Annotated in this window: 6 protein-coding genes; 5 read left to right on the top strand and 1 reads right to left on the bottom strand. The window is 63.3% G+C overall.

Features of this window, described 5'->3' with window-relative positions:
- The first annotated feature begins 6 nt into the window (after positions 1-6).
- The 5 genes from GT748_RS13410 (at position 7) to GT748_RS13390 (ending at position 8,415) form a co-directional block, all read left to right on the top strand.
- The gene (locus GT748_RS13410; protein WP_021658199.1) at positions 7-1,197 is read left to right on the top strand and encodes a glucose-1-phosphate adenylyltransferase; all 1,191 of its coding nucleotides are present in this window, start codon (positions 7-9) and stop codon (positions 1,195-1,197) included.
- Between the two features lie 14 nt (positions 1,198-1,211).
- Entirely contained in the window at positions 1,212-2,339 is a 1,128-nt protein-coding gene (gene glgD / locus GT748_RS13405; RefSeq protein WP_021658200.1) for a glucose-1-phosphate adenylyltransferase subunit GlgD, read from the top strand.
- Complete coding sequence (gene glgA / locus GT748_RS13400) at positions 2,340-3,785, top strand: glycogen synthase GlgA (protein WP_021658201.1); 1,446 nt, start codon at positions 2,340-2,342, stop codon at positions 3,783-3,785.
- A 156-nt stretch (positions 3,786-3,941) separates the two neighbouring features.
- The gene (locus GT748_RS13395; RefSeq protein WP_021658202.1) at positions 3,942-6,383 is read left to right on the top strand and encodes a glycogen/starch/alpha-glucan phosphorylase; all 2,442 of its coding nucleotides are present in this window, start codon (positions 3,942-3,944) and stop codon (positions 6,381-6,383) included.
- A 13-nt stretch (positions 6,384-6,396) separates the two neighbouring features.
- Positions 6,397-8,415 carry a glycoside hydrolase family 13 protein gene (locus tag GT748_RS13390; RefSeq protein WP_161222360.1) on the top strand — a complete coding sequence of 673 codons (2,019 nt, stop codon included), beginning with the start codon at positions 6,397-6,399 and terminating at the stop codon, positions 8,413-8,415.
- A gap of 700 nt (positions 8,416-9,115) precedes the next feature.
- Here the strand turns inward: GT748_RS13390 and GT748_RS13385 are convergent.
- Entirely contained in the window at positions 9,116-12,355 is a 3,240-nt protein-coding gene (locus GT748_RS13385) for a hypothetical protein (RefSeq protein WP_161213582.1), read from the bottom strand.
- Positions 12,356-12,548: the final 193 nt, after the last annotated feature.

Raw genomic sequence — 12,548 nt, 5'->3', positions numbered from 1 at the left:
TGAGAGATGGTTGTGAAAAAACAGTGTGTGGCAATGTTGCTGGCCGGCGGGCAGGGGAGCCGTCTGGGCGCCCTGACCAAAAAGCGGGCCAAACCTGCCGTCCCCTACGGAGGCAAGTACAAAATCATCGACTTCCCCCTCTCCAACTGTGTCAATTCCGGCATCGACACGGTGGGGGTGTTGACCCAGTACGAGCCGCTGGAGCTCAACGAGTACATCGGCACCGGGGCCCCCTGGGACCTGGACGTGACCGCCGGCGGCGCCCTGGTGCTGCCGCCCTACGTGTCCGGCCAGAAGGGGGAGTGGTACTCCGGCACCGCCAACGCCATCTACCAGAACATCCCCTTCATCGAGCGCTATGACCCCGACTACATACTGGTGCTCTCGGGCGACCACATCTACAAGATGGACTACTCGGATATGCTGGACTTCCACCGCAAGAAGGGCGCCGACGCCACCATCGCCGTCATCGAGGTGCCGATGGAGGAGGCCTCCCGCTTCGGCATCATGAACACCGACGAGGAGGGCAAGATCGTCGAATTCGAGGAGAAGCCCCCGGTGCCCAAGTCCAACACCGCCTCCATGGGCATCTACATCTTCAACTGGAAGACCATCCGCAGCTACCTGATGCAGGACAACGACGACCCCCACTCGGACAACGACTTCGGCAAGAACATCATCCCCGCCATGCTGACCGCGGGGGAGAAGCTCTACGCCTACGTCTTCAAGGGCTACTGGAAGGACGTGGGGACCATCGACAGCCTCTGGGAGTCGAACATGGAGCTGCTCGACGACAGCCCCCAACTGGACCTGCACGCCGACTGGTTCAGGATTTTCAGCCGCAACTACGCCCTGCCCCCCCACTACGTGGGCGAGAGCGGCAAGGTGGTCAACTCCATCATCGGCGACGGCTGTAAGATCTACGGCGAGGTGGTCAACTCGGTCATCTCCCCGGGCGTGGTCATTGGCCGGGGCAGCGTGGTCCGGGACAGCATCATCATGAAGGAGACCGAGATCGGCAAGAGCTGCACGGTGAACAAGTCGATCCTCGACGAGGAAGTGACCCTGGAGGACAACGTCTATATCGGCGGCGAGCAGAAGATCACGGTGGTGGGCACCGGGGTGTACGCCACCAAGGGCGCCATCATCTCGGAGGGCGACATGATCGAGCCCAACCGGGTTCTCAAACAGGATTAGGGGAGGACAAAACAATGCGCAAAGACGTATTCGGCCTGGTGTATGCAGGCGAGGAAAACATCAACTTGAGAGAGCTGGTCAACCTGCGCTCGGTCTCGGCCCTGCCGGTGGGCGGGCGGTACCGGGTCATCGACTTCACCCTCTCGAACATGGTCAATTCGGGCATCCGCAACATCGGCATCATCCCCAAGAAAAACTACCAGTCCCTCATCGACCACGTGGGTTCGGGCAAGGACTGGAACCTGGACCGCAAGACCGACGGGCTGTTCATCCTGCCCCCCTACGACACCTTTGAAAACACCGGCAGCTACAACGGGCTGGTGGACACCCTCAAGGGCGCGTCTGCCTACATCCGCCGGGCCCCCCAGAAATACTGCCTGCTCACCGGCTCCTTCACCCTATTCAACTGCGACTACTACGGGATGTTCGAGCGCCACATGGACACCGGGGCCGACATCACCATGCTCTACAACGAAGAGCCCACCTGCGCCGAGAAGGGGGCCCACTTCAAGGACCTGCGGCTGACCATGAACGACGACGGCCGGATCACCGACATGCAGTACCGCTCGGAGAAATCCAGCCAGAAAAAGGTGGGGATGGACGTCTACCTGGTCCGCAAGGACCTGCTGGAATACCTGGTGGACGACGCCATGGCCCACGGCAAGTACAACTTCGTCACCGACGTGCTCATCAAAAATCTCAAGCACCTGAAAATCTACGGCTACAAGCACGGCGGCTATGTCTCCCGCCTGAGCTCGGCTGCCTCCTACCAGCAGCTGAACATGGACTTTCTCAAACCCGAAGTGCAGGACGACCTCTTCTGCAAAGAGCGGCCGATCTACACCAAGGTCAAGGACGGGGCGCCAGCCAAGTACGGCAGCGAGGCCCTGGTGAAAAACAGCCTCATCGGCTCGGGCTGCGTCATCGAGGGCGAGGTGGAGAACTCGGTCCTCTTCCGCGGGGTCTATGTGGGCAAGGGCGCAAAAATCAAAAACAGCATCGTCATGCAGGACAGCCGGATCTACGAGAACACCTCGCTGGACCAGGTGATCGTGGATAAGCGGGTCAACGTGCGGCCGTACTCCAACCTGGTGGGCAGCCAGGAGTACCCCCTGATCATCCCGAAAGGAGCGGTGGTCTAGATGGCGGAAAAGCGGGTCAAAGTATTGCTGGCCGGGGCGGAATGCGCCCCCTTCGCCAAAATCGGCGGGCTGGCCGACGTGCTGGGCACCCTGCCGCAGGAACTCATCCGGCTGGGGATGGACGCGCGGGTCATCCTGCCCTTCCACAGCCAGATCAAGGCCAAGTACGCCGAGAAGACCGAGCATGTGGCGGACTTTCACATCGACCTGGGCTGGCGCAAGGACAAGTACGTGGGGGTCGAAAAGCTGGTCAAGGACAAGGTGACCTACTACTTCATCGACTCCAACGACTACTTCTCCGGCCCGGTCTACAAGGGCGGCATGGAGGAGGGCGAACAGTATGCCTTCTTCAGCCGGGCGGTGATCGAGTGTCTGGACAAGATCGGCTTCATGCCCGACTTGCTGCAGTGCAACGACTGGCACACCGCCGTCATCCCCATGCTCATCAAGACCCAGTACGAGGGCCGTCCCCAGGGGAAGATCAAGACCGTCTACACCATGCACAACCTGATGTACCAGGGCGTCTTCAGCTTTGGCACGGTGCAGGATTGGCTGAACATCGACAGCCGCTATTACCACCCCGACTACATGGAGCTCAACGGCTGCGCCAACTTCGTCAAGTCGGCCCTGGTGTTTGCCGACAAGCTCTCCACCGTCTCCCCCTCCTACGCCGAGGAGATCAAGACCCCCTACTACGCCTGCAACCTGGAGGGGATGCTCAACAAGCGGGCGGGCGACCTGGTGGGCATTGTCAACGGCATCGACATAAACGAGTGGGACCCCGCCACCGACCCCCACACCCCCTACCACTTTGACAGGAACGACCTCACCGGCAAACGCCAGAACAAAGAGGCCCTCTACCGGGAGTTGGGGCTCACCGTGCCGGTGGACACCCCCCTCATCGGGATGGTCTCGCGGATGACCGAGCAAAAGGGCTTTGACCTGGTGATGCGGGTCTTTGACGAGATCATGGAAGAGGATGTGGCCATTGTCCTGGTGGGCACCGGCGACTACAAGTACGAGCACTTCTTCTGGGAGATGGAGCGCAAGTACAAGGGCAGGGTCTGCTCCTACCTGGCTTACAGCAACGCGGTGGCCCACCGGGTCTACGCGGCCAGCGACCTGTTCCTCATGCCCTCTAAATTTGAGCCCTGCGGCATCTCGCAGATGATCGCCATGCGCTACGGCACCCTGCCGGTGGTGCGGGAGACCGGCGGCCTGCGGGACACCGTCTTCCCCTATGACGAGCAAAACGGCCAGGGCAACGGCTTCTCCTTTGCAAACTTTAACGCCCACGACATGCTCTACGTCATCCGCTATGCCCTGTCGGTGCTCGCCGACGAGGGCGCGCACAGGGAATTGGTAAATCACGCGCTGGATTGCGACAATTCCTTTGCAGTTTCGGCGGAAAAATACTATACTATGTTTATGGACGTTTTAAGGTAAGATCGCATACATGTGGAACACGAGACGCAACACTGAATTTTACTACCATCTACCATAGAAGGCTGCGCGGGTGAGGCTCCCCTGCCTCGCCCGCGCAGCTTGCCCTGCTTATCGGGGCGATGCCTGAAACGCAGTAACTTTTGCGGGAGGTACGAGATGAAATCGACCAAACAGACGCCCGAGGTGAAGGCCATCGCGGGCAAGCTCAAACGGCATTTCGGCAAGACCCTGGAGAACGCTACAAGGGAAGAGCTGTACAAGGCCAGCGCCATGTGCATCCGCGACGAGGTGGTGGACAAGTGGACCGCCGCCAACGCCGCGGTGGAGAAAAAGGGCCTGAAAAAGGTCTACTACATGTCCGCTGAGTTCTTGATGGGGCGGGCCTATATCAACAACCTGGTCAACCTGGGTCTGCTGGAGCGGTACAAGACCGCCTTTGCCAACCTGGGGCTGGATGTCGAGGAGGTCGCCTCGCAGGAGCGGGACGCCGGTCTCGGCAACGGCGGTCTGGGCCGCCTGGCCGCCTGTTTCCTGGAATCGCTGGCCACCCTTGACCTGCCAGCCATGGGCTGCGGCATCCGCTACGAGTACGGGCTGTTCAAGCAGCGCATCATCGACGGCGAGCAGGTGGAGATGGAGGACAACTGGCTGGAAGACGGCTGTGTCTGGGAGATCGAGCGCCCCGACGAAGAGGTGGAAGTCCACTTCGGCGGCGAAATCGTCGAGACCTGGACCGACCACAAGATGAAGGCCGAACACAAAAACTACTACACCGTGATGGCGGTGCCCTACGACATGCCGGTGGTGGGCTACAAGAGCAGGTGCCCGGCCACCCTGCGGCTCTGGAGTGCCCGGGCCAAAGACCGCTTTGACCTCAAGAGCTTCAACTCGGGCGACTACATGCAGGCCATGCAGGAGAGGGAGGCGGCCGAGGTCATCAGCAAGGTGCTCTACCCCGACGACAGCCACGAGCAGGGCAAACAGCTGCGCCTCAAGCAGTTTTACTTCATGACCTCCGCCACCATGCAAAACCTGGTGCGCACCCACAAGGAGCGCCACGGCGACCTGCACAGCCTGCCCAACTATGTGGCGGTGCAGATCAACGACACCCACCCCACCCTGGCCATGCCGGAACTGATGCGCATTTTGATGGACGAGGAGAACTACACCTGGGAAGAGGCCTACAACATCGTCTCCCGGATGTTCAACTACACCAACCACACCATCATGGCGGAGGCCCTGGAATGCTGGGAGGAGGGGATGTTCAAGACCCTGCTGCCCCGCATCTACTCCATCGTGCAGGAGCTCAACCAGCGCTACTGCGAAAAGCTGAACCGCTACTACCCGGGGGACATGGACCGCATCAGCAATATGGCCATTGTGGCCTACGGCCAGATCCGGATGGCAAACCTCTGCGTGGCCGTCGCCCGCCGGGTCAACGGGGTGTCCCAGCTGCACGGGGCCATCCTCAAAAACGACCTCTTTGCCGACTCCTACAAAATCTACCCCCAGAAATACCTGGCCATCACCAACGGCATCACCCACCGGCGCTGGCTGGCCGTGGCCAACCCGGCCCTGACCAAGCTGATGACCGAGACCATCGGCGACGGCTTCATCAAGGACTACCGCCAGTTTGACAAGCTGATGGAATACACCGAGGACGAGGCCTTTTTGGAGAAGTTCGCCGCCGTCAAGCAGCAGAACAAACAGCGGCTGGCCGACTACCTCCTGAAAAAGCAGGGGATCGAAGTCAACGTCAACTCGATTTTCGACGTGCAGGCCAAGCGGCTGCACGAGTACAAGCGGCAGCTGCTCAAGTGCCTGCACATCCTCTACCTCTACAACTCCCTGCAGCAAAACCCCGACGCGGTGACCACCCCCATCACCTTCTTCTTTGCCGCCAAGGCCGCCCCCGGGTATGCCCGGGCCAAGAGCATCATCCGCCTGATCAACACCATCGGCGAATTGGTGAATAACGACCCGGCCACCAAGGGCAAGCTGCAGGTGGTATTCATCGAAAACTACGAGGTCTCCTCGGCCGAGGTGCTGATCCCCGCCACCGACATCAGCGAGCAGCTCTCCACCGCCGGGTTGGAGGCGTCGGGCACCGGCAACATGAAGTTCATGATGAACGGGGCCGTGACCATCGGCACCATGGACGGGGCCAACGTGGAGATCTACGACCAGGTTGGGCCGGAGAACATCTACATCTTCGGGGCCAACGTCAAAGAGATCAAGACCATGCAGACCTACAAGACCTACCGGCCCGGCGAGTACTTCGAGAAAAACCTCGACGTGCGCGCCGCCCTGGACCGCCTCATCGACGGCACCCTGCCGGGGGTCTCGGCCCACCGCTTCTCCGACCTCTACCAGTCGCTGCTCTTCGGCGATTACGACGGGGCCGACAAGTACTTTGTCCTCCACGACCTGCCCTCCTACATCGGCAAGTTCGCGCGGGCCTACAAAAAGTACTGCACCGATCCCAAGGGCTGGCAGAAGATGGCCGCCATCAACACCGCCAAGTCGGGGGTGTTCAGCAGCGACCGCACCATCACCGAGTACAACGACAAGATCTGGAAGCTGGAAAAACTGAAGTAAAGGCGGGACGAATATGAGTATCCCTTTGAAGTCGGAGGTGGCTGCCCGGCACCTGAGCCTGGACAGCCGCTACCGCAGCCCTCTGGGGGCCATGCCCACCGGGGGGGAGGTGCGCCTTTGGCTGGAGATCACCGCAGGCCAGGTGGAGGGGGCCGCCCTCCGGGTCTACCGGGGCGACCGGTCCGAGGACATCCCCATGGCGCGGGGGGAGGATGGCCGCTACGCCGTCGACCTGGCGGTGGGGGAGAAGCCCTGCGTGCTCTGGTACCAGTTTGTGCTCACCCTGCCGGGGGGACGGCACCTCTACTGCGGGTTGCCCTTTGGGCAGATGGCGGGGACCGGCTCTGTCTACACCGAGCCGCCGGCCCGCTTTCAGCTGACCGTCTACGACCGGGATTTTCAGACCCCCGACTGGGTGAAGAAGGGGGTCATGTACCAGATTTTCCCCGACCGCTTCAAACAGGGCGACCCCCGCAACGCCAGCAAGGGCCGCCGCTACCACGAGAAGATGGGGCGGACGGTGCGGATGCACGAGAGCTGGGACGAGCAGCCCGACTATCTGCCCGCCGAGGGGGAGACCTTCTACACCCCCTGCGACTACTTCGGCGGCGACCTGAAGGGGATCGAGGAATCCCTGCCCTACCTCAAGGAGATGGGGGTGACCGTCCTCTACTTAAACCCCATTGTGGAGGCCGACTCCAACCATCGCTACAACACCGGCGACTACAAGAAGGTGGACCCCCTGTTGGGGAGCAACGCCGCCTTTGCCAGCCTCTGCCTCAAGGCCAAGGAGTGCGGCATCCGCGTCCTCTGTGACGGGGTGTTCTCCCACACCGGCAGCGACAGCATCTACTTCAACAAACTGCAAAACTACAACAACCTGGGCGCCTACCAGGGGGAGCAGTCCCCCTACTACCGGTGGTTCGACTTCTTCGGCGACCGGGAACACTACCGCAGCTGGTGGGGGTTTGACACCCTGCCCGAGGTCAACGAGGGCGAACCCAGCTGGCAGGAGTACGTGATCACCGGCAAGGGCAGCGTCTTTGACTGCTGGCTGCGGCTGGGGGCCTCCGGCTTCCGGTTGGATGTGGCAGACGAGCTGCCCGACGAGGTCATCTCCCTGATGCGCAAAAAGGTCAAGTCCCGCAGCGAGGACAACCTGCTGCTGGGCGAGGTCTGGGAGGACGCCACCATCAAGGAGAGCTACGGCCACAAGCGCCAGTACGCCCTGGGCCGGGGGCTCGACAGCGTGATGAACTACCCCTTCCGGGGGGCGGTCATCGACTACCTGTTGGAAAAGTCCACCGCGCTGGAACTGCGGGACTTCCTCTGCACCCAGCAGGGCAACTACCCCAAACCCATGTATTACAGCCTGATGAACCTGCTCTCCTCCCACGACGTGGCCCGCATCCGCACGGTGCTGGGCACCGAGATCGACGGGGAGGGGATGGACCGGCCCGACCAGGCCGCGTTCCTGCAGGGCATCGGCGACTACGAGGCCGCCCAGGGCAAAGGGCGCACCCGCCTGGCAATGGCACTGCAGTTCGCCGTCCCCGGCATCCCCAGCACCTACTACGGCGACGAGTGGGGGATGCAGGGGCTCAAGGACCCCTTCAACCGGGCCCCCTTCCGCCCCGAGGGGGAGGAGGAACTGCACCAGGTGGTGCAGCGGCTGGGCTCCCTGCGGGCCGCCACCCCCGCCCTGCAGACCGGCCACGCGGCCTTCTTCGCCCCCGCCCACGAGGTCATTGGGGTGCTGCGCTTCTGCCTGGACGGGCAGGACGCCTTTGGCAAGGCGGCGGAGGACGGCACCTACCTGGTGCTCTGCAACCGGGACGAGGTGGAGCAGGAGTTGACCGTTGACCTGCACCAGCCCTTCCCCGGGCTGGACGAGCCGGCTTTGGCGCGGCTGCGCGACGAGCCCTACACGGTGGCGGAGAATGTCTTGAGCGGCGTCATCTCCCCGGTGGAAGAGGGGAAGGTCACCCTGACCCTGCCGGCGGAGGACTTCGTCGTCTACCGGGTCCGCTAGAGAGCGGGCGAACGATCAGAGAAAAGAGCGGGGACCGTCCAGACGGACGGTCCCCGCTTTTCTTTTGTCCAAGCCCCCCCGGCTGTGCAGGGGGTCCAGAAAGGCTTTCGCGAGGGGCTAAAAGTGGAAACTCCTTTTGACACAATAAAAGTACGGTCTGCCAACTGTGTAAAAGTAGTAAAAGAAGGACATCAAAGCAGAAGGCGGCCTTGACCAAATACGTGTGCCCGTAGAGAGGCCGCTCCAAACGAGCGTTCCCAGCTCCGTAGGGTTCCTCAAGGGAAAAAGCATGATCGTCCTCGCGCGGCATGCAAACCTGGGGTGCAAATAGGGCAACCGGCAGCTTGGGTGTCGGGGACACTGCGTTGACACCGCAGGCAAGAATGGAAAAAAGATAGCAGAGTATGTCCAAAGTCAATTCAAAGACACAGATCAGCTGACAATAAAAGAATCGGCGGACCCGTTTACGGACAGCAGGCAAGGGCGTGGCAGGCCGTGCCAACGCCTTGAGGTGTGGCAGGTAACGCAGGACCCTGCCCGCATGTGTGTGGACCGCCAGCTCTGCCGGTATGTCCCTCTTTGCCCGGAAAATGGGATTCCCCCCAAAAAGAGGGAGAGCCCGGCGCAATTGATGCGCCGGGCTCTCTTTATTTCCCGCACCGGCCAAAACCGGATCGGGGGGTATAGGACTGCCGAAAAGTTATTGGGCAGTGGCGGCGTCGGGGTCTTCTCTCTCGCCGCTGTCCTTCCGCCGTTTGATGGAGAGAACGGTGACGACCAGCTGGATCGCGGCAATCAGGGCCATGAGCAGGGTCCAGCGGTCGGTAAAGACCATGGGGTTGTGGATGTTCTCGGTGAGGAGGAAGGCCACAATGGAGCCGATGGCCGGCAGCAGGCTGAACACCCGCCAGAAGCCCTTGCGCTTGAGCTGCTCCTTCTCCGCTTCATCCTCGCGGGCCGGTGCGCCCTCTTCCCTCTCCTCTTCCCGTTTTTTCTTGCCGATAAAGTAGAAGACCAGCAGCAGGAGCGAGGCGACGGCGGTGGAGATGGCCAGGATCAGGTTGAGCAGCGCCCAGGAGGGGAAGACCGACTGCGGGGTCTCGGGGTCGGGGATCTCCACGTCGACAGCGGGCGTCTGGGCCTCGGGGGTCTCCGGGTCAGGGATCTCCACCTCAGGGGTCTCGGGGGCGATAGGGGCAATGGGGGTGACAGGGGCAACCGGGCCGGCCGGCGTCGCGTCGGGCGGAGTCACCACCGGGGTCACCGGCGAAACGGGGGTGGGAGGGGTGACCGGAGTGTCGGGGGCCGGGGGATCGACAGGGGGAACAACGGGGATTTCCACCGCCGAGTAGAGGACCCGGATCACAGCGCCGCTGCGAACGGTCGCGGGCAGCTGTTCCGGGGCGTACCCGCGGAAGGTGTACCCCGCGTACTGGTTGGGGGCGATCGCCTCCACCGCCAGGGTATCGTCGGCGCCCGCCCAGACCTGGCGCTCAACGCGCTGGGTCTCGCGGGGGGCGTCCTCCCCGTCGAGCCAGTGTTCGACGGTGTAGGAGAGGGTCTTGGTCTGGCTGTCGTCCTGCCAGTAGTAGAGGGCGATCACCCCGCCGTTTTCGATCGTGTCCGGCAGTTCGGCCGGGCTGGTATGGTCCGGGGTATAGCCGGTATAGGTGCGGGGGGAGAGGGGGGCCACCGCCAGGGTGTCGGCAGCGCCTGCCCAGACCTGGGCGGTCACCGTGCCCACATCGCGGGGGGCGCTCTCGCCCTCGACCCAGTGCTCGACGGTGTAGGAGAGGGTCTTGACCTTGCTCTCGTCCGCGCCGTAGAGGGCGCGGATCACGCTGCCGCTCTCCACCGCCTCGGGCAGGGTCTCGGGGTCGGTGCCGAGGAATTGGTGGTTTTCAATGTCCCGGGAAGTGACGGGTTGGACTGCCAGGGTGTTTTGGTGCAGGGGCACCTGGGCGCTGACCGTCTCGGTGGCCCGGGGCGACTGCTCGCCCTCGACCCAGTGCTCAACGGTGTAGGAGACCAGGTGGCTCGGCGCGCGCTCGGTGAAGCGGATGTGGTCGATGTTGACTAGCTGGCTGCCGCTGAGGGGGTAGGTCGCGTCGCGGCCGTCCGCGCTGGGGTAGTCGGTGTAGCGGTCGCCGTACTGGCTGTCGCTGTTGCGCAGATAGGCGGTGTTATCGTCTGTCGAGAGGGCAAAGGAGTGATAGACCCTCCGTCCGACGGTGGATTTGTGTACAAGGGAGTTGATGGGCAGATGCAGACCGGCAGTCACCTGACCGCTGCCGTCGAGGAGCTGCAGCGCCGTCTCGGCGTCCAGGGTCAGTTCGTTGTCTGCCTTTACAAAGCTGCCGCTCTCCGAGAAGCCGTCAAAGCGGCCGTTCAAAATGCCTTTGACGCCGGAGAGGTCGCTGTTTTTGCGGTCGATAGCCCACTTCTCGCCGGAGGCATAGGCCTCGAGGGCAACCGTGGAATCGATGGAGATGGTGCTGCCGTCGGCATAACCGCCCCCGCCGATCGCCGCTGCCGAGGGGCCGCCCACCGCTTTGACGCGGGCGCTGTTTTGGAGGGCGATGACGCCGCCGTCCACCGCTCGGCCGCCGCCGATGCCGGCGCCGGAGGAGCCGCCGAAAGCCTCGACCCTGCCGCCGGAGATGGCGATGCGCTCGATTTTGTTGTCGGAACTCAGGGAGTTGCCGCCGCCGATACCGGCCCCGGAATTGCCGCCCTTGGCGGTGATGGTGCCGCTCAAGATGGAGATGGCGCCGCTGTTGTTGCCGTTGCCCCCGCCGATGCCGGCCGAAGAGGGGCCCCCGGTGGCGCGGACGACGAGGGCGCTGTCGCTGCCCCCCTCGGTGCCCAGGGTGATGTCCCCGGCGCTGGAGAGGGAGCTGGAGCGCATGCCGCAGCCGATGCCCGCCCCGCCGAAGGAGCCGTCTGTCACCCCGCCGCCGATGGCGGTGATGTCCCCGGCGGTGATGGTGACCTGGTTTCTCCCCTTGGCGGAGAAGGGGTATTCGCCCGAGCCGATGCCCGCCGCGCCCGAACCGCCGGTGGCCTCGATGGTGCCGCCGGAGATGTTCACGTGCGCGATGCGCTGAAAGCCGCCGCCGATCCCGGCGCCCTGTGTGCCGCCCGCAGCGGTGATTTGGCCGGAAGTGATGGAGATATAGGCCGCAATGCTGCCCTCCTCATAGGGGTTGCAGCCGTTGGAGCCGCCGCCGATGCCAGCGCCGCCGCCGTTGCCGGTGGCGTTGATTTTACCGCCGGAGATGGCGATGGTGCCGCCAAAGCTGCCGTCGCCGCCGCCAATGCCGGCCGCGCGGCTGCCGCCGATGGCGGTGATGTCGCCGGAGACAATGGCGATGTTCCCCGCGGCGGTGCGGGCGCCGGAGCCGATACCCGCCGCCGAGCTGCCGCCCTGAACGGTGAGCGCGCCGCTGCCGACGAGGGTAAGGGCGCTGTCGCCCGCCACCTGGATGCCGGGCCGGCCGCTGCCGCCGGTGAGACGGTTGGCCTGCGCCAGGGCGATGCGGGCACTGCCGCCGACCACCGAGACGGGCGCCTTGTTGGCCGCAGCGGCGATGGTCACCCCGCGCAGGGTGGCATCGGCCGCCTGGCCCGCCGTTCCCGTCAGGGTCACGGTGTTGGCAGTGCTGCCCTCTCGCTGGGAGATGACCGGGTGGTCGTCGAGGACCTCGGCCCTGTCACCCTGCGTCAGGTACTGGTGGCCGTCGGCCTTGGCGGTGACGGCGATGTCACCGTCGTCGAGATACCAGATCCCCTCCTCGCGCTGGGCCGGAGCGGCCAGCACGGCGGTGGACATCCCCAACACCATGGCAGCGGACAGAGCCGCCGCCAAAAAGCGCTGGGCCGCCCTCTGGCCGGGCCGGCGCTTCTCTGTTCTGGGCGAACGCTGTTTCATTCTGCTCATTCCTTTCTCCTGTGGAGGGTGCGAATACGGCATCCTTCTCTTCTCTCTGTCACCATCCTATCAGCGCACGGTCACGAATGCGGTCACGAAACAGGGAAGTTTTGAAAAAGATTGGAAAATATTTAACCCATCTTCCGAACATGAGGCCAGCCTCACGGGGGGGAATTGCCCAATATGGCGCAAAAAGGGAGGG

The organism is Bittarella massiliensis (ex Durand et al. 2017) (assembly GCF_009876955.1).
In the GTDB taxonomy this organism is placed as follows: domain Bacteria; phylum Bacillota; class Clostridia; order Oscillospirales; family Ruminococcaceae; genus Bittarella; species Bittarella massiliensis.
Note: the sequence above shows the minus strand (reverse complement) of the source record. Positions and strands in the feature narration are given on the sequence as shown.

Coding starts and splice junctions, on each gene's coding strand:
- GT748_RS13410 (WP_021658199.1), top strand. CDS start 7: ATGGTTGTGAAAAAACAGTGTGTGGCAATGTTGCTGGCCGGCGGGCAG.
- glgD (WP_021658200.1), top strand. CDS start 1,212: ATGCGCAAAGACGTATTCGGCCTGGTGTATGCAGGCGAGGAAAACATC.
- glgA (WP_021658201.1), top strand. CDS start 2,340: ATGGCGGAAAAGCGGGTCAAAGTATTGCTGGCCGGGGCGGAATGCGCC.
- GT748_RS13395 (WP_021658202.1), top strand. CDS start 3,942: ATGAAATCGACCAAACAGACGCCCGAGGTGAAGGCCATCGCGGGCAAG.
- GT748_RS13390 (WP_161222360.1), top strand. CDS start 6,397: ATGAGTATCCCTTTGAAGTCGGAGGTGGCTGCCCGGCACCTGAGCCTG.
- GT748_RS13385 (WP_161213582.1), bottom strand. CDS start 12,355: ATGAGCAGAATGAAACAGCGTTCGCCCAGAACAGAGAAGCGCCGGCCC.